Here is a 26,826-nt window from a genome sequence, read left to right on the forward strand (position 1 = left end):
TTGGAATATGAGGTTATAATACAAATACAACAAGCAGCTGTTGCGGCAAATAGACCGGCGTATTCGCTACCTGCAAAAACGGCTAGAGCACGTAACGGTTGTTTACTATAACGTGCAGCAAGCGGGGCGTATTTTTTTTGGAGCTTGGGTAGAGATAGAAAATACTGACGGTGAAACCAAGCAATTGAGAATTGTAGGGCCTGATGAAATATACGGGCGTAACGATTACATTTCGATTGATTCGCCCATGGCTCGTGCATTGCTAAAGAAACAAGTTGATGATGATGCCGAGGTGCCAACGCCTTCGGGAACAAAGCAGTGGTTCATAAACAAAATCTGGTATGAACCTGATTAACATATTAAAAGTGGTTGGCTAACGCATTTGTTTGCCTTCACCGCGCAAGCCTTTTAAACTGCTCAAATAAGAGCCGTAGTAATTAAATAAAATAGTGAAGTACAGGGAAAATAAATGGCCGACGTAGACGATAAAATTCTAATAGTGGATGATGATGTTCGCTTACGTGCGCTCCTCGAGCGTTATTTGCAGGAGCAAGGTTTTTCTGTACGCGTAGCCGCAGAAGCTGAGCAAATGGATCGATTATTGCTTCGCGAAAAATTTCATTTGATGGTGCTTGATCTTATGCTTCCCGGCGAGGATGGTATTTCTATATGTAAACGCCTGCGTGAGGCCGGTAATAATATTCCGATTATTATGCTCACCGCCAAAGGTAGTGAAATGGATCGTATTTATGGTTTGGAAATGGGTGCCGACGATTATTTAGCGAAACCATTTAACCCGCGTGAGCTGGCCGCACGAGCTCGAGCCGTTTTGAAACGGCAACAGCGTGAAGTTCCAGGTGCCCCTACCTCAAACACCAGTGATTTTTGTTTTGGTAAGTTCCGGTTTAATACAGCAACACGCGAACTGCATTGTGGCGATGAAATGTTACCCTTAACCAGTGGTGAATTCGCTGTGTTAAAAGCCTTAGTTACTCACCAACGCGAACCACTATCGCGCGATAAACTAATGCATTTGGCTAGAGGTCGAGATTACAGTGCTTTGGAGCGCAGTATTGATGTTCAAGTTTCACGCCTGCGGCGGATGATAGAGGTGGATGCTTCCAAGCCTCGGTATATTCAAACCGTTTGGGGCCTAGGTTATGTATTTGTACCCGATGGTAGCGTGGAAAGTTAATCATTATGAAAAAGCCTTTACTGCGTACCGCATTTGCTCGCACGATGGCACTTATTGCGGCGGTATTGGTGCTCAACTTGGCGCTCACCTACATCGTACTCACCGTTTACGTAGTAAAACCTGGGGTAAATCAGCTGAGCTATTTGTTGGCTCGGCATGTGTTAGTTGCACAATGGGTGGAGCAGCAAAATAGCGAGCGAATAAAAACAAATATTAGTCAACTTAGTGGTGTTGAATCGTTTAGCTATGCCGAGGCACAACAAAACGGATTATTGCAGGCAACACCCTATTCCTTTCTCTCTGAATTGTTCTACGAAACCTTAAACGAATCCGCTGAAATACGAGTAGGTAGCCAAGAAAGGTTGTATATCTGGGTACAAACTTCAAGTAATCCACGGTGGTTCCGGGTGCCCATGGCTTATCTCGATGATGGCCGCTTTTCACCTTTAATCGTGTTTCTATTACTTATCGGGCTTTTCAGTGTAATTGGAGCCGCTTGGTTTGCGAGATCGTTAAACCGGCCGTTAAAACGCTTGGAATATGCAGCGGAGCAGATGGTTCGAGGCGATTACCCACAGCATTTACCTGAAAAGGGGGCAAGTGAATTACAGGCGGTTATTCGAGCGTTCAATCGAATGACCCGGAGTATGAGCCAAGTGGAAGATGATCGTGCTCTGCTACTAGCCGGTATTTCACATGATTTGCGTACGCCGTTAACCCGTATTCGATTGGCCGCCGAAATGATGGATGATCAAGATCCGTTGGTGGAAGGGATTATTAGTGATATCGATGATTTAAATGGAATTTTGGCGCAATTTAGTGATTTTGCGCGAGCTCGTGAGCGGGTTGGTTTCGAATTTTGTAATCTTAATGATTTGATTCAAGAAGTAGTAACCTCTTCGCAATACATTGAACAAAATTTGATTCGCTTGGAACTACATCGTTTGCCTGATATGGAACTGCAACCAGTAGCTATAAAGCGAATAATTGCCAACTTAATGGTGAATGCAAAGCGCTATGGTAGTGAGCCATTTGAAATTAAAAGTGGTTTAAGTTTTGATGAAGAATATGTTTGGTTCAGTGTGCGCGACCATGGTGTTGGTATTCCAGAAGGGCAGCTAGAAAGTATGTTTGAACCCTTTACACGTGGCAACACTGCGCGCAGCGATGAGGGTTCAGGTTTGGGGCTAGCGATTGTGAAGCGTTTTACACTTATGCACTCAGGTAAGATTGAAGCCCGCAACGAAATTGATGGCGGGCTCAATATTAAAATTTCCTTACCGCGCTACCCTAATGCTCTGGACCAACTCGATTAAGCCCATTCAAAGCGGCTACTCGATAAGCTTCGGCCATAGTTGGATAGTTGAAGGTTGTATTCACAAAGTAATCAATGCTGTTACCACCATTCTTTTGCTCCATTATGGCCTGCCCGATATGAACAATTTCGGAAGCGCGTTCACCAAAGCAATGTACCCCTAATATTTCTTTTGTTTCGCGATGGAATAGCAATTTCAAACTGCCCACTAAGCTATCTGCAATTTGCGCGCGTGCTAGATGTTTAAACTGAGCTCTACCCACCTCATAAGGAACATTGGCAGCTGTGAGTTCTTCTTCGGTAGCGCCAACTGAACTAATTTCGGGAATAGTGTATATACCGGTAGGGATATCGGAAACTAATTTGCTTTCACAACTGCCATCAATGAGTGCGGTGGCGGCAAATCGGCCTTGGTCGTACGCCGCACTGGCTAAGCTTGGATAGCCAATGATATCGCCAACGGCATAAATATGAGGCACTTCAGTTCTATAGTTTTCATCTACCTCGAGTTGCCCGCGTTCATTGGGCTCTAAGCCTACTGCATTTAAATTCAGCTTTTCTACGTTGCCAGAACGACCATTGGCAAATAACAAACAATCAGCAAAGATACGTTTACCCGATTTTGTTTCTAAAATCACGCCATCATCGCGGCCAATTATTTTTTCGAAATCTTCGTTGTGGCGAATCACTACGCCGTTATTGCGCAAATGATAGCTAAGAGCATCGGAGAACTCGGTATCGAGAAACGAGAGCAGGCGTTCGCGCATATTCACTAAATCAACTTTCACTCCTAGGCCGCGAAAAATACTAGCATACTCACAGCCGATAACGCCGGCGCCAAAAATGATAATGTTTTTAGGATCGTGCTTAAGTGATAAAACGGTATCCGAATCATAAATACGCGGATGGCTAAAATCGATACCCGGTGGCCGGTAAGGGCGCGAGCCGGTAGCGATTACCACGTTATCGGTAGTAATGGTATCGATCGAGCCATCGGGGTGGGTTATACGCAAGCTATGGGCATCAATAAAACTGGCGATACCGTGAATCACAGTAACTGAGTTGCGTTCGTAAAAAGAGCTACGTAACTTCACTTGTTTACGAATAGCCGATTCAGCGTATTTTAAAATCTCTGAAAAAGTTAGTTTGTGCGGCATTTGCTGGCGCGAAAATAGTGGGCTGGCGTTATATTCGATTAACCGGCTTACAGAGTGCCGCAGTGCTTTCGAGGGAATGGTTCCCCAGTGGGTGCACCCACCGCCTAATCTATCTTCAGCTTCAATCATGGCAACATTTTGCCCACGTTTGGCAAGCATCATGGCGGCACCTTCGCCACCCGGGCCGGAACCAATTACTACAGAATCAAAATGATGTTTAGAGGCCATGAAATATTCCTGTTCCTTGAGTGTTCGTTTACATAATGGCTGGAAACAGCCGTACCATCAACCTAGTTTCGGCAATTCAGCAAATGAACTGATTTGCGGGTGCCGTTGAAAATTACGTGGCGGTTGCCCACTATCGGGGTTGGCAATACCTAAGGTGTAGCGAATACCAAATTCCTTCGCACTATCAAGAATATGCTCACCATCATCAACAAATAATGTGCGTTCTGAGTTAAACGGGAATTCGGCTTGCAGATTTTGCCATAACTCTTGGAATTCTTTGCAGTAGCCAAATTGATGAGTAGAGAACTGTTGAGGGCACAGAGCTTCTAATGGCACATGCTGGTTTTTTAGTGCCAGAGCATCAGGGTGCGCATTGGTAATGATGGCTACTTGTTTGTTGGCTCGCTGCAAAGCATTGAGAAATTCTGTTGTATCGGGCCGAAAAACGATTAATTCGGCTGTTTTTGCTTTTAACTCGCGAATCGGCAAACTAAGCTTTTGTTCCCAGTAATCGAGACAATACCAATTCAGGGTTCCAGCCACTTTTTTAAATTCGGCACTAATGCGCTCATGCGCTTCCTCAACACTAATATTTTCACTGTTGGCATAATGAAATTTGAGTTGCTCATTCCAAAAATTATTATCATAACGCAAATCTAGTAGGGTTCCGTCCATATCGAGTAATACGGTATCAATGGCAGACCAATCAAGCATGGGCTTTTCCCTTTCTCAAGTTCGTAGTATGGTTAACGGGTTCGAAACTACTTTTGGTATCTGCATGTCTTCTAAATCTATGCAAGAAAAGCAAGTTCCCGTTATTCTCTCGCGACAGATTGTAGCGAAAAGTAGGCTGCTGCGCATTGAAGCAATCGATTTAAAGTTTAGTAATGGTGAGTTACGCCAGTATGAGCGCATGCAAGGTAGCGGCCGCGGTGCGGTTTTGGTGGTGCCTTTGCTCGATGAGAATACCATGTTGTTGGTTCGTGAATATGCTGCCGGGCTTCATAATTACCAACTCGGTTTCCCAAAGGGTTTAATTGATGAAGGTGAAACCCCGGAAGAAGCGGCTCTGCGCGAACTTAAAGAAGAAATTGGCTATGGTGCGAAACGTTTTACTAATATGAAATCAGTGAGCATGGCTCCGGCATTCTTCTCTGCAAACATGACCCTTTTTATTGGCGAAGATCTCTTTCCAGAAAAACTCGAAGGTGATGAGCCCGAGCCGTTAGAACTTGTGCCATGGCCGATTGATGCGGTGGATGAGCTTCTCGCCCAACCCGATTTTACCGAAGCTCGCAGTGTTGCCGCTTTACTACTAATGCAGCGTTGGCGTTCACAGCGAAGCGAATAGGAACAATTTCGATGGAATACAGCAAGCTAATTGATCCTCTGAGCGATATTGCATTAGAAACCGCGGCGCTTATTTTGCAATACTATAAAAAAGGTAACTTTAAAACCTACGAGAAACCGGACGACTCACCGGTAACTACTGTAGATTATGCTGCAAGCGATCTTTTGGTTAAGCGGTTACAAAAGCTCACACCTGATTTTCCAGTTCTTTCAGAGGAAGCCATTCAACCTTGGCAAGTTCGCCGTAATTGGCAGCGCTATTGGTTAGTTGATCCACTCGATGGCACCCAAGAATTTGTTGCTGGCAGCGGCGATTTTGCCGTAAGCATTGCCTTAATTGATAACGGCCAGCCGGTGTTAGGTATGATTGCTTGGCCTACGGAACAGCGCCTGTATTATGCAGTGCGTGGGCATGGCGCATTTCGCAACGATGGAAGTGGTGCGAATAAAATTCATGTGCGGAAATTGGTTAACCCGGCCACCGATCCAATTGTGGTGGCGTTAAGCCGCCGGCAGCCAAAAGAGCGAATATTAGATCGTTATCATTCGAGCCAGCCGATTGAAGTTATTCACACGGGAAGTTGTGCGTTGAAATCGGCTCTAGTGGCTGAAGGCAGCGCCGATGTGTTTATGCGTATTGGGCCAACGGGTGAGTGGGATACCGGTGCAGCAGAAGTGTTGATCAACGAGGCGGGTGGCATGCTAGTGAATACTCACTTTCAGCCTCTTAGCTATAACCAAAGCTCAGATACTGGAAACCCTGATTTTCTGGTTTTGGGCGATCCGGCTATTGATTGGCAACGCGTGTTTCCATCGGGCAGCGCCAAGTAACTATGGTTAGTTGGTGGCCGGTACAATGTTCACTGATTCATGAAGTTCTGAATACACAATAATGGCTTCGCCATTTTGCAGTTGCTTGCGCACATCCTCAACTTTTTCTTCTAAGCTACGTTCCTCTTCGCCGTAATCGGTGCCTTCGCGTAACACAAAAAATTGAATCAACTGTTCAAGCGTTTCCGGATCAATATCTTGGTAAGGAATTTTCATTGTTTATCCATATTTTGTTTGGGTTTGATCACATTCGCTTACAATTAAACCAGCTACTGATTAAGGTATATATTGCTTCTCATGCCTGAGATCAGAATAATAACAAATACCACAGTTTAATGTTTTAAATTAACAACAAAACAGGAACGCCTCATGTTTGTGCGAAATGCAGCTTTTGCTGCTTCTAAAACGGTTCGAGCTATTGCCTTAGCGGCAACGGCTACTTTGCTGCTTGCAGCATGCCAACCCTCGCCAGCGCCAGAACAAGCCGCTGTTGATCCTTTAACTATCAATATTAGCCCGAACGATGCCCGTGAATATCGTGCCCTTGAGCTCGATAATGGCTTACGTATCGTGTTAGTAAGCGATGCTGAAGCCGAGAAATCAGGCGCTGCCTTAGCGGTTTTTGCTGGCAGTATGCAAAATCCTGATGAGCAGCTTGGATTAGCTCACTACCTAGAGCATATGTTGTTTTTGGGTACAGAAAAATACCCAGATCCAGACGAATATGGTGATTTTATGTCGCGTAACGGCGGCATGCACAACGCATATACTGCGGATGATCACACCAACTATATGTTGGAAGTGAATAACGATGCGTTGCCAGAAGCGCTAGATCGTTTCGCTGATTTCTTTAAAGCTCCGAAATTTTATCCAGAATATGCAGAAAAAGAAGTAAATGCTGTAGATTCTGAGTGGTCAATGCGCCGTGCCTCAGATGGTTATATCTTGTTTTCATTAAACAATATTTTAATGAACCCAGAGCACCCAATTGCACGTTTTCGCATTGGTAACAACGAAACATTATCGGATAAAGAGAACAGCAACTTGCATGAAGAGATGCTGGCTTTTTATGAGCGTTACTACTCAGCCAACATCATGACGGCGAGTATTGTAAGCAATCGTTCACTCGATGAATTAGAAATGCTGGCGCGTGAAGCATTCTCTGATATTCCAAATCATAATGCGGAAATTCCAGAGATTACTGTACCTGCAGCAACGCCTGCACAATTGCAGCAAAAAATTTACTATAAGCCGCAAATGGAAATGCGCCAGGTAATGCTTGATTTCACTATTGAAAACAACATGGAAGATTACCTCGCTCAGCCAAACCGTTTAGTAGCGCAACTAATTAACTCAGAAATGCCTGGAACACCAGCTGCATTATTCCGTGAGTTGGGTTGGATAGAGGGCCTTGGTGCTGGTGCGAGTGCAAATTCCTATGGCAATGCAGGCCGTTTTCAAATCGCGGTAACGCTTACTGAAGCAGGCATGGAACATCGCGAAACCATTATCGGTGTGCTTTTACATTACGTTGAGCAAATTCGCGCTGAGGGTGTTGATAAGAAATACCACGAAGAACTAGCCACCGTTCTGCACAATGAATTTACATTCTTACGCCGCACCGGTGCATTTAACTATGCAACATCGCTAGCGTCGAATCTTCTCTATTATCCGTTTAATCATGTAATTGATTACGCGTATCGTTTAGAGGATTACGATGCAGAGAAAGTAAACCGCGTGCTTGCGCAGCTTACCACCGATAACTTGCGAGTTTGGTATGTTTCTCCGCAAGAAGAAACCGATCAAGAAATGTATTTCTTTGATGGCAATTATCGCGTAGAACCAATCTCTGCGGAAGATTACGCGAATTGGCGCATAGCGGCGCAAGATTATGTTGTTTCGCTACCTTCAGCGAACACCTTGTTCCCAGAAGATTTAAGTTTAGTAGCTGAAGAAGTTCATAGTAAGCCACAGCAACTTATTGATGAGCCCGGCATTTCAGCATGGTTAAAGCGCAGTGATCGTTTCGCTGAACCACGCGCTGAAGTAACCGTACGCATGTTCCAACCTACTTTTGAGAGCTCGATACAAGAGCAGGTTGCTGTGCAAGTATTAATGGATACGTTCGGCCTTTCGCAACAAGCGCTTGCGCGTGAAGCATCTATCGCTGGCACCGGTTTCGGTTTATCGGCAGGAAATGGTTTAACACTTCGCCTTTCGGGCTTCAATGATAAACAGGCTCAGTTAGCTGAACGGGTGATTACCAGCTTTGCGGAGTTTGAACCTTCAAGCAATGCCATTGCGCAATCGGTAGACCGCTTACGCCGTAGCATTCAGAACCAACGTTTACAATTCCCAATGCAGCAGCTATTCCCAGCGTTTAATCAGATCATGCGTTTGCCTTCTGCAAGCTACCAAGATCAGTTAGCGGCGTTGGCTGAAGTAGACCAAGAGCTGGTTGTTGCGATGCGAGATCAGCTATTGCAGGGTAACGTAATTCGTACCTTTGCATTTGGTAACTATAGCGATGCTGATGCAATAGCATTAACTCGCAAAGTTGCTGAATTGGTTGGAGTTGATCCAGAAGGTGAATATCGCAGTGCGCCAATTGTTGAGCCAACCGATTCTTTGCGCTTAACTTGGAATGATAATCTCACGCTTGAAGATGCAGCTATTCTAGACGTGTGGTTGAGCCCGGAAGATACGCTTGATTCACGCGCAAAATCTTGGTTGTTATCAGAAATGATGCATAACCGCTTCTTTACAGAATTACGTACAGAAGACCAACTTGGCTATGCGGTAGGTGCTACACGCCTCAACCTAGATGATTACTCAGGTGTTGGCTTCTATATTCAAAGCCCAGTGCGTGGCCCTGCGGGCTTGCTCGAACGCTTTAACAAGTTCCGTAGCGATTATGCAACACGCTTAGCAGAACTTACCGACGAAGAGTTCATGCAGGTTCGTACTAGTGTGCTTACAGATTTATTGCAACCACCGCAAACGCTAGGGCAAGAAGCCGGCCGTTTCAGTGGTGATTGGGCAAATGAGCGTTATAGCTTTGATACCCAAGAGCGCATGGCGGAAGCACTACGTGCGCTAAGCCTTGCAGATGTTCAAGCATTCTATGAATCGTTAATCGTTAATGGCGAAGGCAGCCGCATTTTAATTCAAATGCGCGGTACTAAGTTTGCAGAAGAAGATTTCGGTTCAATTGCAAATGAACACGTTATTGAAGATTTCACATCTTGGAGTGAATCACAGCAATAATTGCGAGTGATATGCAAAAGCCCGCTAAAATTTAGCGGGCTTTTTTGTATATAGAGTTTATGCCTACTCAAGTTCGGCTAAGTTCTCACTTATTTCGAACCACTCACTTTCAATAGTTTCCAAATCCGCTTTTAACTTAGCTTGCTCTTGTAAAACCTTAGTAAGCTCTTCTTTCTGATTAGCTTGATACAAATCAGTATCGGCTAATCGTTCTTCTAATTCACTTAACCGGCGTTCTGCTTTTTCCATAGCTAGCTCTGCTTTTTTCAACTTATCGCGTAATGGCTTAAGTTGCTGCCGTTGCTGCGCTGCGGCTTGGCGTTGGGCTTTTTTGTTTTGAGCTGAATCAGGGTTTTCACTGTTATCGGTGGTATCCAGCGCTTTTTGTGCAGCCGCTTGTTGCTCTAACCACCGCGAGTAATCATCTAAATCGCCTTTAAATGCAGCTGATTCACCATTCGCAACCAAGTAATAATCATCAACGGTAGCGCGCAGGAAGTGCCTATCATGAGAAACAATAACCATGGCGCCACTAAATTCTTGTAACGCGCTTACCAAAGCTTCACGCATATCTAAATCAAGGTGGTTAGTAGGCTCATCAAGTAACAGTAAATTCGGTTTTTGATAAATGAGTAACGCCAATACTAAGCGAGCCTTTTCGCCACCTGAAAACGGGCCTACAGGATCGTAAGCTCGTTCACCTGTAAAGCCGAAACGCCCAAGGTAATCGCGTAAGGCTTGCTCAGGTGCGGTGCGATCAATGCGATAAAGGTGAGCAATAGCATGATCGTTCAAGCTCAAAGTATCGAGCTGATGTTGCGCAAAATAACCGATAACCAAGCCAGCACTTACTTGCCGCACACCATGCTGCGGTGGTAATTCACCAGCCAGCATCTTCATTAAGGTTGATTTACCTGCACCATTGCGGCCAAGTAGCCCGATTCGGCTGCCGGGCACTAGGTTAAGGTGGATTTTACGCAAAATGGTGATATCACCATAACCAGCTTGAATGTTATCGAGTTGAATAAGCGGGTTAGGCAGTTTTGAAGGCTCAGGGAAACTTAAATCAAAGGGTTCTTGGTCACCAAGAGGCGCTGTAGCCGTTAGTTTTTCTAGAGCTTTTAAGCGGCTTTGTGCTTGCCGAGCTTTGGTGGCTTGAGCACGAAAGCGATCAACGAAGCTTTGTAAATGCGCGCGCTGCGCCTGCTCTTTCGCATATTGCTGTTGTTGCTGCGCGCGGCGTTCGCTGCGCTGCCGTTGAAAACTGGTGTAATCGCCGCTATAGGAAAGCGTAGTTTTACGCTCTATGTGAATAATGTGAGTTACTACCGCATCAATAAAATCACGGTCGTGGGAAATAACAATTACCGTGCCTTCAAAACGCTTTAGCCAGCTCTCTAGCCAAACAATCGCATCGAGATCCAAGTGGTTAGTAGGCTCATCAAGCAGCAATAAATCGGAACGAGCGATGAGCGCTTGCGCCAGATTCAAACGCATTCGCCAACCACCAGAGAAGCTTTTTACTGGCGCATCGAGTTGTTCTTGTGTAAAGCCCAAACCGGCAAGCAGCATAGCGGCTCGAGCCTCTATATGATAACCACCAATGGCATCCAGGCGGCCATGTAAACTGGCGATAGCATTGCCATCTGCTTTTGCCTCGGCTTCATCCAATTCCGCCTTTATTTGCGTATACTCTGCATCGCCGCTAATCACGTACGCACGCGCGGCTATATCAAGTGCAGGCGTTTCTTGCGCAACACTAGAAATACGCCAGCCGTTTGGTATATGAATTTGGCCATCATCTTCTTTCAACTCACCACGAATTAAGGCGAATAAAGATGATTTCCCAGAACCGTTAGCGCCAACTAAACCGATACGTTGCCCAGGAAAAATGCTAAACTGCGCTTCTTTGAGCAGCTGCTGGCCGCCACGAATTAGGCTGAGGTTATCGGCTTGAATCATAACTACTAGATATCCAATATTGAGGTAGAAAACAGCGTTATGATACCGCACATCGGCAATCAACGCAGTAGCTGAGATAAGGAATAGGAATACTTATGAGCCGCACAAAAAAACGATTTATTGCTGGCGCTACGTGCCCGCATTGTAAAGCACAAGATTCACTGATGGTGTTCACTGAAGATGGCCAAGAGCACGCGCAGTGTGTGGAATGCGATTACAATATGAGCGAAGCGGATATGCAAACCGAAAAGAAATCTTCGAATGTATCCCGCGATCAAGTGATTGGTGTATTCAAACCCTAAGCATCGCGCGGTAGGCCTTTTTCAACAACGCGAATTAGGCGTTCGGTTAACCGAGTGTTCTTATGTGCTGTGTTTTGCTCTTGCAAGTTTTGCTCATGTTGCGCCAGAGCCCATTCAATATGAACCTTTACCATATCACTGGCACTTTCCATGCGAGCCGATAGTGCCCCAATAATTACCGAGTTCGTTGGCGCATTGCCCATGGCAATTGCTAAATTTCGTTGCCACTTTTCATAGCCAATACGGCGAATAGGCGAGCCTTCCGTTTCTTTTAAAAAGCGAGTTTCATCCCAGGCCCACAATTCAAGTAAATCTGGCGTGTGTAAAGCATGCCGGGGCATAAAATCAGTTTCGGGTGTCGGTTTTGCATACCGATTCCAAGGGCAAACAAGCTGGCAATCATCGCAGCCATAAATGCGATTCCCCATTGGTTTGCGAAATTCTTCCGGAATTATTCCACTGTGTTCAATGGTGAGATAACTAATACAGCGGCGAGCATCTACCACGTAAGGCTCAACAATTGCCTGAGTGGGGCAGATCGTAATACAAGCAGTGCAACTACCACACTGCTCTTGCTGCGGTTTATCAACCGGTAAGGGCAGGTTGATTAATAGTTCTCCCAAGAAAAACCAAGAGCCATCGTCACTATCAAGCAGTAAGGTGTGTTTGCCTGTCCACCCAAGCCCAGCCTTTTCGGCAAGAGGGCGTTCTAGAATAGGTGCTGAATCTACGAAAGGGCGGAAATCAGCATCAAGATCGTACTCTTCGCGGTTTTCCTGAATGAATGTGCTGATTTTTTCTCCCAGCTGTTTCAGCCGCTTGCGCAGAACCTTATGATAATCGCGGCCTAATGCATAACGGCTTACATACCCTAATTGTGGCTGTTTTAACACGGCAGCAAAACGGGCACCTTCAGGAAGATAATCCATACGAACGCAGATAGCACGCAAGCTACCGGGGTGCAATTCGGCTGGCCTTGCGCGCAACATACCATGGCGTTCCATGTAATCCATTTCACCGTGAAATTTCTTATCTAGCCATTCTTGCAGTTTTTCTTCATGTGCCGATAAATCAAGATCACTAATACCCACCTGCTGAAAACCGAGCTCTAGGCCCCATTGTTTAATTTTTTCTGCTAATCCGTGGTAGTCAGGTGTCATTTTGTACTCAATTTATCGTATGCTGTGAATAGAAATTTGTGTCAGCGCGGTTTGCGCGGTTGGCACTTGGCGCTGAACTTTAAAATTAAGGAAGTGCATGTGCAAACATCGTTAACCCGCAGCATACCACAGCAACTTTATTTGCCGGAACAGGTAGCAGAATTTGAAGGCGAGGCCGCTGCTCGAGCGGGGCTAAACCTGTGGCAATTGATGGAACGTGCAGGTGCTGCAGCATGGGAATGTTTGCAACAACAGGCAGAACCTAACACTGAGATAGCGGTACTTTGCGGGCCAGGGAATAACGGTGGTGATGGTTATATATTAGCGCAGCTTGCTCATGCTCAAGGGTATACAGTTCGCGTTTTCGCTACTGGCGAGCCGAAGAGCGAGGAAGGCCAACGCGCTATTCAAGGTTGGCTTGAAGCGGGTGGCGAAATTGAGCCCCTGGCCGATTGGCTTGAACAAGACCCCGATTATATTGTTGATGCTTTACTTGGAACTGGTTTAAACAGCGAAGTTACCGGTGATATTCGTGAATGTATCGAAGCAGTAAACGATTCAGCATTGCCGGTGCTTTCCATTGATATACCATCGGGTTTGAATGCGAATACGGGTGTTGTTATGGGTGTGGCCGTGGTTGCCAGCCACACGGTTACTATGGTGGCGGTTAAGCGCGGGCTAACCACTGCAATGGCGGCAGATTATGTAGGCCAGTTATGGTTTGCCGATTTAGGTGTTCAGCGTGAATTTAGATTACTTACTGAACCAGCTGCTTGGTGGTTACAAAAAGCCCAGTTAGAGCATGATTTGGCACCACGAAAAAAGGTTTGCCAGAAAGGTAATTTTGGCCATGTTTTAGTTATTGGCGGCAGTTCAGGTATGGCCGGAGCGGCACGTTTAGCCGCTACTGCTGCTTTGCGAGCCGGAGCGGGCAAGGTAACCGTGATATGTGAGCCAGGGCAAGAGTTTTTGATTGGTATGCAGCCAGAGCTAATGGTGCGGGGCTTACATGCTGATGCAGCAGAAACTGATGAACTTGTAGAACGCGCGAGTGTCATTGCAATAGGGCCGGGTTTAGGGCAAAGCCATTGGGGGCGGCAATGGTGGCAGCGATTCTGCCAGCGTTCACAGGAAAAGCCCATGCCAGCAGTAATTGATGCTGATGCATTGAACTTACTGGCGATAAATTTGCGCGATGGTGAAGAGCTACCTTTATCGGAAGGCAATGTGTTTACCCCACATCCGGGTGAGGCTGCTAGATTGTTACAGTGCCAAATAGTTGATATTGAGCAAAATCGTTGGCTAGCAAGCGATACTTTACAAGAGCTTTTAACCGGAACAGTGGTATTGAAAGGTGCGGGTAGTTTAATATCGGGCGCATCAGAAACTGCGGTATGTACTCACGGAACACCGGCTATGGCAATTGCTGGCATGGGCGATGTATTAACCGGTATTATTGCAGGCTTGCTAGCGCAAGCGCCGGCGCTCGGTTTAAATACTGATTCAGCAACGAAAGCTGCCGTATTAGTACATAACCTCGCTGCTGAAGCTGCGGCGCATGGAAATAGCCGCGGAATGTTAGCAACCGATGTGATTGCGGAGATTCCGCACTTTGTGAATCCTAGGAATGATGTAGTATGACAAATAGTGAAAGTGTGCGAGCGCAAGTAGCGTTATCGCTCGCCGATGAAGAAGCCACCGAGAAGTTGGGTGCCCGTATCGCCAATGCTTGTGTAACACCAGCAATTATCTATTTGCGCGGTGATCTAGGTGCGGGGAAAACCACCTTTAGCCGGGGGTTTATTCAATCACTGGGGCATGAAGGCGCGGTAAAGAGCCCAACCTACACCTTAATCGAGCCTTATGAGTTAGCTAGTTGGCGAGTATACCATTTTGATTTATACCGATTAGGTGACCCGGAAGAGCTTGAATTTATGGGTATTCGTGATTACTTTGGAGCAGATAGTTTATGCTTGGTGGAATGGCCTGAACGCGGGTTTGGAATCCTTCCACAGGCAGATTTAGTGATAACATTGAGACCCGCAGAAAGTGGGCGTTTAGCTGAGCTTGCAGCATACAGTGATATTGGGGAAGCGTTATTAAAACATCTGTTGTAAAACAGCGGTGGAAATTTATTTTGGGTAGTTGGCTTTTCGCTAGCTGCGCTTTTTTGTGGTCGTCGCAAAGTGTTGCGCAATCTATCGATAACGTTAGGGTTTGGCCATCAGCTGATAAAACTAGAGTGGTTTTCGATCTTTCAGCGGAGCCAACATACACCTATTTTACTATTTTTGATAATCAGCCTTATCGAATAGTGATTGATTTTCAGAATACTGATAATCGGGTTGATTTGAGCAAGGTAGATGTAGCTTCTGATGTTGTAAAAGTAATTCGGCCAAGTGGTGCACCAAGGCCAGGAACTTCGCGAATTGTGTTAGAGATTAACGCGGCAACCGCCCCAGATATTTTTCCGCTCGGGCCTTCAGGAGCTTCTGGACACCGGCTAGTGGTTGATGTTGCAGGCGCTACCAATATTTCTCCACAACAGCCAAGCACTCAGGCAAGTACCCCTGTTATTAGTAGTGAGCCCAGAGTACCGCGCACTCTAGATTCAGTGCCTATTCGGCCATTGGTTATTGCGATTGATGCAGGCCATGGCGGGCGAGACCCCGGTTCAATTGGGCCTGCAGGTACGCATGAGAAAATTATTACTTTGGCCGTTGCTCGAAAGTTAGCGGCACGAATTAATGCTGACCCAGGTATGCGCGCAGTATTAACAAGAACAGGCGATCAATCTTTATCTTTGGGTCAGCGCACTAGTGTGGTTCGCCGTGAACGCGCCGATTTCTTTGTCTCTTTGCATGCGGATGCATTTACAACACCCCAACCTCGCGGCGCTTCAGTTTGGGTGCTTTCCAAAAGGCGTTCCGATACCGAGCTTGGCCGGGCTTTGGAAAATAAAGAACGGTTAAGTGAAGAGTTGATCGATGTTGAGCATATCTTGCAAGATGGTGAGGACGACCCTTACCTAAACCGTGCATTTTTAGATATGTTCCGAGATAACTCAATGGCCGATGGGCATGAGGCCGCAACCATCATTCTTGATCAGCTTGGCCGTGTTACCAATCTTCACCGTAACCGCCCAGAAGGAGCTAGCTTTGGTGTGTTGAGTGCACTGCGAACGCCTTCGGTGTTGGTTGAACTCGGTTTTATTTCGAACCCGCAAAAAGAACGTTTGTTGATTAACGGTAATCATCAAGATCGGTTAGCCAATGCTTTGTACTCGGGTATTCGCGAATTTTTTATTCGTAACCCAGTTGCCGGAACATCGCTGGCTGAATCTCGCATACAAATGCACGTGGTGGCACGGGGCGAATCACTATCGGTAATTGCTTCTCGTTACCGAGTAAGTGTTGATGCTATAAAACAACACAACGGTTTGCGTAGCAACACGATTCGGGTTGGCCAGCAACTCGAAATCCCGCTCGGAAACTAATAGCTATGGCGATACGATTATTACCTCCGCAACTTGCCAACCAAATTGCTGCGGGCGAAGTTGTGGAAAGGCCCGCCTCGGTTGTAAAAGAGCTGGTTGAGAATTGTATTGATGCCGGAGCAACAGAGCTTCGGATTGATATTGAAAAGGGCGGTGCTAGGCGCATTCGTATTCGCGATAATGGCGCGGGTATTCCCAAGGAAGAACTGGAATTAGCGCTTTCTCGCCACGCCACGAGCAAGATTTCCACTTTGGATGATTTAGAAGCTATTCATAGTTTGGGGTTCCGTGGTGAAGCGCTGGCGAGTATCAGTTCGGTTTCTCGTTTACGGTTGATTTCAAAGCCCGCAGATCAGGAAGATGCTTGGCAGGCTTGGTGTGAAGGCCGTGATATGCAAGTTACGTTGGAGCCAGCTTCGCATCCGAATGGCACCACGGTTGACGTTCAAGATTTATTTTTTAATACGCCCGCGCGGCGCAAATTTTTGCGTACCGAAAAAACCGAATTTGGCCATATCGATGAAGTAATTCGTCGAATTGCTTTAGCCTGCCCAAAAGTAGATATTCAGCTCAGCCATAATCAACAGTTATTGCGCCATTATCCCAGTGCTGATACCGAGCATAAAGTGCTTTCCCGGTTGCGGCAAATTGCCGGAAAGCGTTTCGCCGATGAAGCTTTATATATTGAGTTCGTTCCTGAAGCTGATGCTCACCCTTTGGCGATACGCGGTTGGATAGCGCCACCCGACGCTTGCCGCCACCAAACTGATGTGCAGTATATGTATGTAAATGGCCGAATGATGAAAGATAAACTATTAAACCATGCTGTGCGGCAGGCCTATGGTGATAGTTTAGGAAATGATAGGCAAGCCACCTACATTCTTTACATCACATTACCCGCGAACGATGTTGATGTGAATGTTCATCCGGCAAAGCACGAAGTTCGCTTCCAGCAAGCACGGCAAGTGCACGATTTTGTATTGATGCAATTACGCCAAGCATTGGCGCCTTTTATTCGTGAACAACAGCAAGCTTATGAACATCATTATGAATATACAAAGCTGGTGCCCAAAGAAGAAAAAGGCGAAGAAAAAGGCGAAGAAAAGGCTGCAAAAAAAGAAGCTGGGTTGGCACAATTAGTAGCAAAGAATACACACGAGAGCAACGGGGCTGAGCAAGCTAGCCGCAGCATTTTACCTGGCGCATTTCGTGGTACCGCATCGAAGCCATCGCCGGAGCAGGTTCGAGAGCAAGAAGCTTATCAAAGCCTTTTTGCCACTCCATTACCGGAAGATACTTCTTTAGTAGCAAAACCTTTAAAAACGGAACCCTCTAAAGTAGAAATCGATGCAGCTTTTGAGTTACCAGTAGAGAACCTAGCGCAAAGGGAGTTTAGCGAGGCACATAAGTTTTTAAGTGTACTCAATGATCGCTGGGCATTAATGCAAGCAGGGAATGATTTAGCCTTACTAGATATTCAACGAGCACATTTACGTGTGCAAACGCAACGTATTCGGCAGCAACTTTCGATTGGATTATCGGGCCAACCGCTACTCGTTCCGGTGCAGTTGAGGGTAGAGTTTAGCACGGCTTTTAACTTTCCTTCGGTGCTCAGCCGCTGTGGGTTAATGTTTGAACACAAGCGATTGCGGGCTAATGAGTATCAATTAACTATCAAACAAGTTCCTGAAGCCCTACGCAAAGGCGATTTAGGCCAAAGTATACCGAAATTGCTAGAAATCCTGAGTGAGTTGCTAGCAAGCTACAAAGATTCTGCAATAAACGAAGAAACATTTGGGCAGCAGCTCAGTGATTCGAATTTGGCGAATTGGCTGGCGCAGCAAGGGCTAAAAAGAGAATATTCAGTGGTAGAAGCAAAGCAATGGCTGCAGTTGCTGCAACAATTGCCAAAATGGCAACATTTCTTGCAACCGCTGAATTGGCGCAGCGCCCTTGATGTTGGAAAGGAAATAGAATGAGCGTTGATTTAGCAGCGTTAACAGTGCATTTGAAGCAGGGAATAGTTTGCCTAAGTGGGCCAACCGCGGCGGGTAAAACTGCTTTGGCAATGGCATTGGCCAAGTTGCTTCCGGTAGAGTTGGTGAGTGTTGATTCAGCTCTCATCTATCGTGATATGGATATTGGAACCGCCAAACCTACTCCAGAAGAATTAGCGATATGCCCGCATCATCTGATTGATATTCGCGATCCCGCTGAGATTTATTCGGCAGCTGATTTTCGAAGTGATGCCTTGGCGCTAATTGAAGATATTCGAGCTCGGGGCAAAATCCCCTTGCTCGTGGGCGGTACTATGCTCTATTTCCGGGCTTTGCTCGCAGGCTTATCAGAATTGCCTGCCGCTGATGCGAGCATACGCGAAGCACTGCAGCAGCGAGCGGAGAAGGAGGGATGGACGGTGTTGCACCATGAACTGTGCGTAATCGACCCAGTTGCGGGCGCGCGTATCCACCCGAATGATCCTCAGCGTCTGCTTCGTGCATTGGAGGTTTATCAAGTAACTGGGCAAACAATAACAGAGTTAACCCGCACTCAGCGGCCTGGCTTATCGTTACCCACTTGGCAAATCGCCGTGGCCCCGGTTGATCGTAAAATCTTGCATCAGCGTATTGAAAAACGATTTCAGTTAATGCTAGATGCTGGCTTTACAAATGAAGTGATAAAGCTGCAAGCGCGTGGAGATCTACATTTAGATTTACCATCAATGCGCTCGGTTGGCTATCGGCAGATGTGGTTGCATTTGCTCGGTAAGTTAAGTGCTGAGGAAATGCAAGAAAGAGCTGTAATTGCTACCCGCCAACTGGCTAAACGGCAAATTACTTGGTTACGTTCTTGGCCCGGATTAACGTGGGTTGATTCGCTCAGCGAAGATTATTTAACACAAGCTCTAAATGCACTAAGCAAAGAGCCACTGGCACCAGAAAAATGGCTAAAACAGCACGATTAACCGCGTTTGTTTCATGCTTATTTTTGAAAAGCTCTTGAAAACCCGAAAAAAAGCCCAAGATCAATTTAGACTAAAATTGAATTTTGTTGCTACACTAAGTTTATGTTTAAGTTCATAGAGCTTATTGCTCGTGGCAAACATAGGTGTACCGAGGGATAGCAAAGTAAAAATAGCAGTGGCACCCGCAACAATACTAATAAAACAAAGGAGCCAACTATGGCGAAGGGGCAAACATTACAAGACCCTTTTTTGAACGCACTGCGTCGTGAAAGAATTCCGGTCTCTATTTATCTTGTGAACGGTATTAAGCTGCAAGGCCAAGTTGAATCATTTGATCAATTTGTGGTGTTGCTAAAAAATACGGTAAGCCAGATGGTTTATAAACATGCGATTTCAACTGTTGTGCCAGCGCGGACACCAAGTCAGTATCCGCCGCAAGTTGGGCAGGATGAAAACGAAAACGATTAAATTGTTCATTTAGGAACAATGAAGGAGCGGCTTGCTTGTTTGAGCGGTATGAAGGTGGCGAGCAGGCCGTGTTGGTTCATGTTGAATTTTCTAATGAATCAGCACGGGAAGATCTCGAAGAGTTAAAGTTATTAGTGTCTTCTGCAGGCGTTGAAGCGGTTTCGGTTATTACCACTTCCAGGCACGCGCCAGATGCAAGGCTATTTATTGGCTCAGGTAAAACTGAAGAAGTTGCGGCAATGGTGGAAGCCACGGGCGCAGAGATTGTGATATTCAATCATTCACTTTCGCCATCTCAAGAGCGAAATATTGAGCGTGAAGTGAAATGCCGGGTGTTAGATAGAACCGGTTTAATACTTGATATATTTGCTCAGCGGGCGCGAACGCATGAAGGTAAACTTCAGGTTGAGCTAGCTCAGTTGCGGCACATTTCCACACGCTTAATTCGTGGTTGGACTCACTTAGAACGCCAAAAAGGTGGTATAGGGTTGCGCGGCCCGGGTGAAACGCAGTTGGAAACCGACCGCCGCCTGATTCGTGGGCGCATTAAGAATATTTTGGCGCGGCTTGAGAAAGTATCGAAGCAGCGTGAACAAGGCCGGCGCTCAAGGCAGCGAGCTGAAATTCCCACAATTGCTTTGGTTGGATACACCAACGCAGGCAAATCTACGTTATTTAACCGGCTTACTGATTCCGATGTTTATGCGGCAGATCAGTTGTTTGCAACGCTTGATCCAACATTACGTAAATATGAATTGCCGGATGTAGGTTCGTTAATATTTGCCGATACGGTTGGCTTTATTCGCCATTTACCGCACGATCTCGTTGCTGCATTTAAAGCAACCTTACAAGAAACCCGAGATGCGGAATTACTACTGCACGTTATGGATTGCCATGATGAGAGAATGCTGGATAACCAGCATGAAGTAGATAAGGTGCTTACGGAAATAGCGGCTAGTGAAGTGCCACAATTATTGGTAATGAACAAGCTAGATTTGGTTCCTGATTTGCAACCTCGCATTGTTCGCGATGATGATGGTAAGCCAAAAGAAGTTTGGCTATCTGCGCAAACCGGCGAAGGTATCGATCTGTTAAGGGAAGCACTGCATGAGATACTAGTGCCGAAATTAATGATTGAAGAACTAAGGTTGGGGCCAAATCAAGGTAAATTGCGTAGTAGTTTATACGAGTTACAATGTGTTACAGATGAACGCCCACAGGACGATGGAGATGTGTTAGTATCTGTCCGTGTTCCTGTCGTAGAGTGGCAGCGTTTACTGAAACAATTTGGTGAGCAATTAACACGAAGCTTGTGTTAATTTTAATATGTTTTCGATAACAATGTATTTGTTGGAGTAATCAATGGCCTGGAATCAACCGGGAAATGGCGGCAAAGATAAAGATCCTTGGGGCAATAAACCTCAGGGCGGTCGTGATCAGGGCCCACCTGATCTTGATGAAGCTTTGCGAAGCCTTATGGGTAAATTGGGTCTTGGCGGCGGTAAAGGCGGCCAGGGCAATAGTGGTGGTGGATCAGCTGGGGTGCCAAAAAAAGCGGTAGGTATTGCGCTGTTTTTGGTTGTACTCGTGTGGTTTATTGCCGGTTTCTATACAGTAAACGAGGCTGAACGTGGCGTTGTGCTCCGTTTTGGCGCATATCACTCTGAGGTAGGCTCTGGTTTGCATTGGCGCCCAGTGTTTATTGATGAAGTTGAAAACGTTGATGTGAACAATGTTCGCTCACAACAAACAGCCGGTTTCATGCTTACTGAAGATGAGAACGTGGTTCGTGTTGAACTTGCGGTTCAGTACCGGGTGATGAATCCGAGATCGTATCTCTTTAACGTAGAAGCACCTGATTCTAGCTTATCGCAAGTAACGGATAGTGCATTACGCTACGTGATCGGCCATAACACCATGGATAATATTCTTACCGTCGGTCGTGAAGAAGTTCGTCAGCAAACCTGGGGAATTATCGATCAGTTAACTGAGCGTTACGGTTTGGGTATTACGGTTATCGATGTTAACTTCCAAGGGGCACGGCCCCCTGAAGAAGTGCGCGATGCTTTTGATGATGCCATCCGAGCGCAAGAAGATCAGGAACGGTTCGTTCGTGAAGCCGAAGCTTATGCTCGGGAAATTGAGCCAACAGCTCGTGGTCGAGTGCGCCGCTTGCAACAAGAAGCCCAAGCTTATAAAGAGCAAATGGTTTTACGTGCGCAAGGTGAAGTATCTCGTTTCAACGAATTGTTGCCACAATATCAAGCGGCTCCAGAAGTTACGCGTCAGCGTATTTTCTTGGAAACGCTAGAGAAGATTTATGCAAATAACGCGAAAATCTTTATTGATGTAGAGGGCGGTAATCAAATGATGTACTTGCCACTCGATAAGATTTTAGAGCAACATAATTCGCGTGCTGTTCGTCCGCAAGCGCCTATTTTGCCAGCAAATTCCGGTCAAAATGGACAAAGCTCATCGAATCAGAGTTCGAGCCAGCAAGATACTAGCCGAACTAGCAATCGATTCACCCCACGGGGAGGGAACTAAGCAATGAGAAACCTAACGATAATTATCGTCATTATCCTCGCGTTGCTGGGCTACTCTTCTTTGTTCACAGTAGCTGAGGGTGAGCGCGGAATCGTGATTCGCTTCGGTAAAGTGGCACAAGATGAGCAAGGCGTAGCCGTTGTTTATAATCCAGGCTTGCATTTCAAGCTGCCGTTCATTGAACGGATTATCAAGCTTGATGCTCGGATTAAAACACTAGATGGACAAGCTGACCGTTTCATTACCAGTGAAAAGAAAGATTTAATCGTTGATGCCTTTGTAAAATGGCGTATCGAAGATTTTTCAAAATATTATCTTTCTACCGGTGGTGGTAATCAAATTCAAGCTGAACAGCTATTGATGCGCCGAATTAATGCAGGCCTTCGGGCTGAGTTTGGTTCGCGAACTATCCGTGACATCGTTTCTGGTGAGCGTGATGAATTAATGGAGCAGGCGTTGATTCAAGCTTCAGAAAGCTCAAACGATTTGGGTATTCAGGTGTTGGATGTGCGGGTTAAGCAGATCAACTTACCAACTGAAGTGAGCACAGCGATTTATGAACGTATGCGTGCAGAGCGTAACGCAGTAGCGCGAGAGCATCGTTCTGAAGGTCGTGAGCAAGCCGAGATTATTCGTGCTGATATTGATGCACGGGTTACCGTAATGCTTGCTGATGCAGATCGGGAAGCACGGCAGATTCGAGGTGAAGGTGATGCTGAAGCAGCTCGCATTTATGCGGAAACTTATGGGCGCGATCCAGAGTTCTTTGCCTTTATTCGAAGCTTAGAAGCTTACACAGCAAGTTTTGGAGATGGCGATAGCGTGCTTGTATTAAGCCCAGATAGCGATTTCTTCAAATACTTTAACCAAATGGATATTCAGGCTAACTAAGGTTGCCGATTGAAATTGGGTTGATATTAGAACGGGAGCTTAGGCTCCCGTTTCTTTTGCCCGTTATAAAATCTGGGTTATTGCTTCTTAATTGATTTTGGTTCGGTTAATCTGAATACTTAGTTTGACTTTAAAGCCGTTAAATTTAGTTGCTAATAAAACGACGAGAATTTTATGTATCAACATCTATATCAGCACTTTTTAAATGCGCGTCCGGGATTACTTCATTGCGCACCCCATAGCCACTATTACTGGCCTGATATAACTCGAGAGGCTCAACTAGCCTATTGGGATGATTCAGCGAGGTTTGCAGATGAAAAATGGGGTTATCTATTCACTGAAAAAGTGCCAGAGTTGCAAAAGAACATTGCCGATGAGCTCAATTTAGCAAACCCTGATCAAATTGTGTTTGCCCCGAATACTCATGAGTTGGTTTATCGCCTGTTAAGCGTTTTCTCAGCTGCGGAGCCATTAACCATACTTACCACTGACGGTGAATTCCATAGCTTTAATCGGCAAAGCCGCCGTATTCTAGAGCGCGGAAATGTAACCCTTGAATGTGTGCCATGCGAACCAGTGTATAACTTCGCCGAACGTTGGCATGCTGCGGTTGCGAAGCAATCGTGGGATTTGATTTTCATTAGCCAAGTATTCTACAACAGCGGCATTGTTGCACCAGAGCCAAAGCAATGGCTAGAATTTGTGCAAGATGAAAAAACCATGATAGTGGTGGACGGTTATCATGGCTTTTGTGCGCTGGAAACCGATTGGGCGCCTTATGAACATCGAATTTTTTACTTAGCGGGTGCATATAAATACGCCCAAGGTGGCGAAGGTATGTGCTTTGCTGTGGTGCCTCAGGGTTGCAGGTTGAGGCCTGAATATACAGGTTGGTTTGCTAATTTCTCCGGCCTGGCAAAAGAACAGAAAGGTGTGGTGAACTATAGTGAGGATGGTATGCGCTTTGCGGGCGCCACAATGGATTTTAGTGCGCTGTATAGATTAAATGCAGTGTTTAAATTATGGCAACAGGAAGAGCTAAATACAGCAACTCGGCATGCTTACATAACTAAGTTGCAAAAAGCATTTCTAAACCATATTGATACACTGAACCATGCACAACTGAATCGTCAGAATTTGTTGTTAGCTGAAAACGTTGAGGCAGTTCAGCACGGCCATTTTTTTACATTCTTATTAGAATCAGCTGAAGCTGTAGAGGAACTTGCGGATAGATTACGCGAACAGGGCGTTGCTACCGATTATCGGAACAATCGTTTGCGATTTGGCTTTGCGCTTTACCAAAACCCAAGTGATTTCCAGAAAATACGCGGTTAAGCTGCTAAAATTTAGCCTTGTGTTTAAAAATCACTCTGCAAAAGCGGGGCTTTCTGCTAGAATCCCCGCTCAATCCACCGCCATACCAGCGTCTATACATCCAACGTGTGAACTAAAAACTATCATGAGTAAAAACGTCGTTATTCTTGGCACCCAATGGGGTGACGAAGGCAAGGGAAAAATCGTTGATCTGCTAACTGATAAAGCCACTTACGTAGTGCGTTATCAAGGTGGTCATAATGCAGGTCATACACTCGTAATTAATGGTGAAAAAACGGTATTGCACCTGATTCCTTCGGGAATCTTGCGCGATAACGTAACCTGCGTAATTGGTAATGGCGTAGTGCTGTCACCAGAAGCGTTGATGAAAGAAGTAAGCATGCTTGAAGAGCGCGGTATTCCAGTGCGCGAGCGGTTACTTATCAGTGAAGCCTGCCCGTTAATCCTGCCTTATCACATTGCGTTAGATCAGGCGCGAGAAGTTGCTCGTGGCAAAAAGGCTATTGGCACCACGGGCCGTGGCATTGGCCCGGCCTACGAAGATAAGGTAGCTCGCCGTGCTATTCGCTTGGGCGATTTATTTCATCCAGAACGGTTAGCAGAAAAGCTTGCAGAAACTATGGAGCTGCACAATTTCGTGTTAACTCAATACTTCAAGCAAGAACCGGTGTCTGTTGAAGATGTACTCGCTTACTGTTTAGAAATAGCAAAAGTATTAAAACCGCTGATTGCTGATGTGCCTGGGTTGCTCGATAAAGCACGCCGAGAAGGCAAAGCCATTATGTTTGAAGGTGCGCAAGGTACATTGTTAGATATCGACCATGGTACCTACCCTTATGTAACATCATCGAACACCACTGCAGGTGGCGTTGCTACAGGCGCAGGTTTTGGGCCACGTTATCTCGATTATGTTTTGGGAATCGTGAAAGCTTATACTACACGTGTTGGTTCCGGCCCGTTCCCAACTGAACTTGATTGTGAAGTAGGTGAGTATCTTGGAGTGAAGGGCCATGAATTTGGCGCTACTACTGGGCGCAAACGCAGAACAGGTTGGTTTGATGCAGTGGCTATGCGCCGTGCTGTGCAAATTAACTCAATCAGTGGTTTGTGTTTAACTAAACTTGATGTACTTGATGGCTTAAAAGAATTAAAAATTTGCGTCGGCTATAAAATGCCAGATGGCAGTATTGCTGATTTGCCACCTATGGCGGCAGAAGACTATGAAATGGTTGAGCCAGTTTATGAAACTATGCCAGGGTGGGATGAGCGTACTGAGGGGGCTACTGAACATTCACAGCTGCCAAGTGCTGCGGTTGCCTATATCAAGCGCTTAGAAACGCTTCTGGGCGTCCCTGTGGATATTATTTCCACTGGGCCAGACCGAGCGGAAACGATTGTGTTAAAACATCCGTTTGGCGCCTAACCGAAAAATAGCTTAACAATTGAAAATGTCCTGAGAATCAGCAAGAGGCACAAATAAATATTTATTTGTGCCTCTTGCTTGAAGAACGCTCTAATTAAGATGTTTTTTTAAGCTAATGTCTTAAAAATTAAGCAGTCAGATAAAAAAAACAAAAAAAATGCGCATATGTGGTTGCAAGACCCTAATCGATCCCCTAGAATGCGCTCCACCTAAACGGTGGCGCCGGCATAGCTCAGCTGGTAGAGCAACTGACTTGTAATCAGTAGGTCGGGAGTTCGACTCTCTCTGCCGGCACCATTTTTTAGAAAAAAACTCGTGGAGGGGTTCCCGAGTGGCCAAAGGGATCAGACTGTAAATCTGACGGCTCAGCCTTCGCAGGTTCGAATCCTGCCCCCTCCACCATTTTTTCTGATTAGGTCCGAGGTAGCCCTGAATCTGATCGCGGGTGTCGTATAATGGCTATTACCTCAGCCTTCCAAGCTGATGACGCGGGTTCGATTCCCGCCACCCGCTCCATATCAAATTTGTGTTGCTGATATAGCTCAGTCGGTAGAGCGCACCCTTGGTAAGGGTGAGGTCGGCGGTTCAAATCCGCCTATCAGCACCAGTTGATGTTCAGTTTTAAGAAAACCTCCCCTAATCGTTAAAAACATTTATTTTAAACATCATGAAGCACTGGCGAACATTGTCCGCCGCGCGTTTCGAAAGAGAGGCTGTTATGGCTAAAGCAAAGTTTGAACGTTCTAAGCCGCACGTAAACGTAGGTACTATCGGTCACGTTGACCACGGTAAAACTACTCTGACTGCGGCCATTACATCTGTCCTAGCGAAACACTACGGTGGCTCTGCTCGTGACTTCGCACAAATCGATAACGCGCCAGAAGAAAAAGCGCGTGGTATCACCATCTCTACTTCACACGTAGAATACGATACA

At 46.0% G+C, this 26,826-nt stretch carries 22 protein-coding genes, 4 tRNA genes and 2 pseudogenes; 23 read left to right on the forward strand and 5 right to left on the reverse strand.

What is annotated here, in order from left to right:
* Nucleotides 1–19 precede the first annotated feature (19 nt).
* From A28LD_RS10155 to envZ, 3 genes and pseudogenes are all read left to right on the forward strand, one after another.
* A pseudogene (locus A28LD_RS10155) lies at nucleotides 20–355 on the forward strand (GreA/GreB family elongation factor); the annotation flags it as partial.
* Nucleotides 356–469: 114 nt separating this feature from the next.
* Nucleotides 470–1,195 carry an osmolarity response regulator transcription factor OmpR gene (ompR, locus tag A28LD_RS10160; RefSeq protein ID WP_007420999.1) on the forward strand — a complete coding sequence of 242 codons (726 nt, stop codon included), beginning with the start codon at nucleotides 470–472 and terminating at the stop codon, nucleotides 1,193–1,195.
* A 5-nt stretch (nucleotides 1,196–1,200) separates the two neighbouring features.
* Complete coding sequence (envZ, locus tag A28LD_RS10165; protein WP_007421000.1) at nucleotides 1,201–2,511, forward strand: two-component system sensor histidine kinase EnvZ; 1,311 nt, start codon at nucleotides 1,201–1,203, stop codon at nucleotides 2,509–2,511.
* Here envZ and sthA read toward each other — a convergent pair.
* Together sthA and yrfG are read right to left on the reverse strand one after the other, a co-directional pair.
* Nucleotides 2,486–3,895, reverse strand: coding sequence for a Si-specific NAD(P)(+) transhydrogenase (gene sthA / locus A28LD_RS10170; protein WP_007421001.1), 1,410 nt, complete (start codon nucleotides 3,893–3,895; stop codon nucleotides 2,486–2,488). The two genes, envZ and sthA, sit on opposite strands and share 26 nt — an antisense overlap.
* 57 nt (nucleotides 3,896–3,952) lie before the next feature.
* Nucleotides 3,953–4,609, reverse strand: coding sequence for a GMP/IMP nucleotidase (gene yrfG, locus A28LD_RS10175; protein ID WP_007421002.1), 657 nt, complete (start codon nucleotides 4,607–4,609; stop codon nucleotides 3,953–3,955).
* Between the two features lie 64 nt (nucleotides 4,610–4,673).
* On the opposite strand from yrfG, the gene nudE reads away from it, so the two are divergent.
* Together nudE and cysQ are read left to right on the forward strand one after the other, a co-directional pair.
* On the forward strand, nucleotides 4,674–5,246 hold the full coding sequence (gene nudE, locus A28LD_RS10180; RefSeq protein ID WP_007421003.1) for an ADP compounds hydrolase NudE: 573 nt from the start codon (nucleotides 4,674–4,676) through the stop codon (nucleotides 5,244–5,246).
* Nucleotides 5,247–5,257: 11 nt separating this feature from the next.
* Complete coding sequence (gene cysQ, locus A28LD_RS10185) at nucleotides 5,258–6,076, forward strand: 3'(2'),5'-bisphosphate nucleotidase CysQ (RefSeq protein WP_007421004.1); 819 nt, start codon at nucleotides 5,258–5,260, stop codon at nucleotides 6,074–6,076.
* 6 nt (nucleotides 6,077–6,082) lie between these two features.
* Here the strand turns inward: cysQ and A28LD_RS10190 are convergent, their stop codons facing one another.
* Entirely contained in the window at nucleotides 6,083–6,292 is a 210-nt protein-coding gene (locus A28LD_RS10190) for a YheU family protein (protein ID WP_007421005.1), read from the reverse strand.
* A gap of 153 nt (nucleotides 6,293–6,445) precedes the next feature.
* On the opposite strand from A28LD_RS10190, the gene ptrA reads away from it, so the two are divergent.
* Nucleotides 6,446–9,343, forward strand: coding sequence for a pitrilysin (gene ptrA / locus A28LD_RS10195; RefSeq protein ID WP_007421006.1), 2,898 nt, complete (start codon nucleotides 6,446–6,448; stop codon nucleotides 9,341–9,343).
* Nucleotides 9,344–9,406: 63 nt separating this feature from the next.
* Here the strand turns inward: ptrA and A28LD_RS10200 are convergent, their stop codons facing one another.
* A complete protein-coding gene (locus A28LD_RS10200) occupies nucleotides 9,407–11,305 on the reverse strand; it encodes an ATP-binding cassette domain-containing protein (protein ID WP_007421007.1) in 1,899 nt (632 codons plus the stop codon).
* A 95-nt stretch (nucleotides 11,306–11,400) separates the two neighbouring features.
* Between A28LD_RS10200 and A28LD_RS10205 the strand changes: the two genes are divergently transcribed.
* Nucleotides 11,401–11,607, forward strand: coding sequence for a YheV family putative zinc ribbon protein (locus tag A28LD_RS10205; RefSeq protein ID WP_007421008.1), 207 nt, complete (start codon nucleotides 11,401–11,403; stop codon nucleotides 11,605–11,607).
* Here the strand turns inward: A28LD_RS10205 and queG are convergent.
* The gene (gene queG / locus A28LD_RS10210; protein ID WP_007421009.1) at nucleotides 11,604–12,767 is read right to left on the reverse strand and encodes a tRNA epoxyqueuosine(34) reductase QueG; all 1,164 of its coding nucleotides are present in this window, start codon (nucleotides 12,765–12,767) and stop codon (nucleotides 11,604–11,606) included. The genes A28LD_RS10205 and queG overlap by 4 nt on opposite strands.
* 99 nt (nucleotides 12,768–12,866) lie before the next feature.
* Between queG and A28LD_RS10215 the strand changes: the two genes are divergently transcribed.
* From A28LD_RS10215 to A28LD_RS12180, 16 genes and pseudogenes are all read left to right on the forward strand, one after another.
* Complete coding sequence (locus A28LD_RS10215; protein WP_007421010.1) at nucleotides 12,867–14,408, forward strand: bifunctional ADP-dependent NAD(P)H-hydrate dehydratase/NAD(P)H-hydrate epimerase; 1,542 nt, start codon at nucleotides 12,867–12,869, stop codon at nucleotides 14,406–14,408.
* Complete coding sequence (gene tsaE, locus A28LD_RS10220; protein ID WP_007421011.1) at nucleotides 14,405–14,884, forward strand: tRNA (adenosine(37)-N6)-threonylcarbamoyltransferase complex ATPase subunit type 1 TsaE; 480 nt, start codon at nucleotides 14,405–14,407, stop codon at nucleotides 14,882–14,884. The genes A28LD_RS10215 and tsaE overlap by 4 nt, the downstream gene beginning before the upstream one ends.
* A 20-nt stretch (nucleotides 14,885–14,904) precedes the next feature.
* Nucleotides 14,905–16,263: an N-acetylmuramoyl-L-alanine amidase gene (locus A28LD_RS10225; protein WP_007421012.1), complete on the forward strand. Its 1,359-nt coding sequence runs from the start codon at nucleotides 14,905–14,907 to the stop codon at nucleotides 16,261–16,263.
* A gap of 5 nt (nucleotides 16,264–16,268) precedes the next feature.
* Nucleotides 16,269–18,002 (forward strand): annotated as a pseudogene (mutL, locus tag A28LD_RS12295) (DNA mismatch repair endonuclease MutL); the annotation flags it as partial.
* 236 nt (nucleotides 18,003–18,238) lie between these two features.
* A complete protein-coding gene (gene miaA, locus A28LD_RS10235; protein ID WP_007421014.1) occupies nucleotides 18,239–19,228 on the forward strand; it encodes a tRNA (adenosine(37)-N6)-dimethylallyltransferase MiaA in 990 nt (329 codons plus the stop codon).
* Between the two features lie 216 nt (nucleotides 19,229–19,444).
* Complete coding sequence (gene hfq, locus A28LD_RS10240; protein WP_007421015.1) at nucleotides 19,445–19,696, forward strand: RNA chaperone Hfq; 252 nt, start codon at nucleotides 19,445–19,447, stop codon at nucleotides 19,694–19,696.
* Nucleotides 19,697–19,731: 35 nt separating this feature from the next.
* Complete coding sequence (hflX, locus tag A28LD_RS10245; RefSeq protein WP_007421016.1) at nucleotides 19,732–21,015, forward strand: ribosome rescue GTPase HflX; 1,284 nt, start codon at nucleotides 19,732–19,734, stop codon at nucleotides 21,013–21,015.
* 43 nt (nucleotides 21,016–21,058) lie between these two features.
* Nucleotides 21,059–22,243 carry an FtsH protease activity modulator HflK gene (gene hflK, locus A28LD_RS10250; RefSeq protein WP_007421017.1) on the forward strand — a complete coding sequence of 395 codons (1,185 nt, stop codon included), beginning with the start codon at nucleotides 21,059–21,061 and terminating at the stop codon, nucleotides 22,241–22,243.
* Nucleotides 22,244–22,246: 3 nt separating this feature from the next.
* Complete coding sequence (hflC, locus tag A28LD_RS10255; RefSeq protein WP_007421018.1) at nucleotides 22,247–23,134, forward strand: protease modulator HflC; 888 nt, start codon at nucleotides 22,247–22,249, stop codon at nucleotides 23,132–23,134.
* Nucleotides 23,135–23,308: 174 nt separating this feature from the next.
* The gene (locus A28LD_RS10260; protein ID WP_007421019.1) at nucleotides 23,309–24,469 is read left to right on the forward strand and encodes an aminotransferase class V-fold PLP-dependent enzyme; all 1,161 of its coding nucleotides are present in this window, start codon (nucleotides 23,309–23,311) and stop codon (nucleotides 24,467–24,469) included.
* Nucleotides 24,470–24,593: 124 nt separating this feature from the next.
* Nucleotides 24,594–25,892 carry an adenylosuccinate synthase gene (locus tag A28LD_RS10265; RefSeq protein WP_040487312.1) on the forward strand — a complete coding sequence of 433 codons (1,299 nt, stop codon included), beginning with the start codon at nucleotides 24,594–24,596 and terminating at the stop codon, nucleotides 25,890–25,892.
* A 221-nt stretch (nucleotides 25,893–26,113) separates the two neighbouring features.
* Nucleotides 26,114–26,189, forward strand: a tRNA-Thr gene (locus A28LD_RS10270).
* Nucleotides 26,190–26,209: 20 nt separating this feature from the next.
* Nucleotides 26,210–26,294, forward strand: a tRNA-Tyr gene (locus A28LD_RS10275).
* Nucleotides 26,295–26,333: 39 nt separating this feature from the next.
* Nucleotides 26,334–26,408: transfer RNA gene (locus tag A28LD_RS10280), tRNA-Gly, on the forward strand.
* A 15-nt stretch (nucleotides 26,409–26,423) separates the two neighbouring features.
* Nucleotides 26,424–26,499, forward strand: a tRNA-Thr gene (locus A28LD_RS10285).
* Between the two features lie 111 nt (nucleotides 26,500–26,610).
* On the forward strand, nucleotides 26,611–26,826 hold a 216-nt coding region (locus A28LD_RS12180), incomplete at its 3' end, for a GTP-binding protein (RefSeq protein ID WP_007420305.1).

The sequence above is a fragment of the Idiomarina sp. A28L genome (assembly GCF_000218785.1).
Lineage (GTDB): Bacteria > Pseudomonadota > Gammaproteobacteria > Enterobacterales > Alteromonadaceae > Aliidiomarina.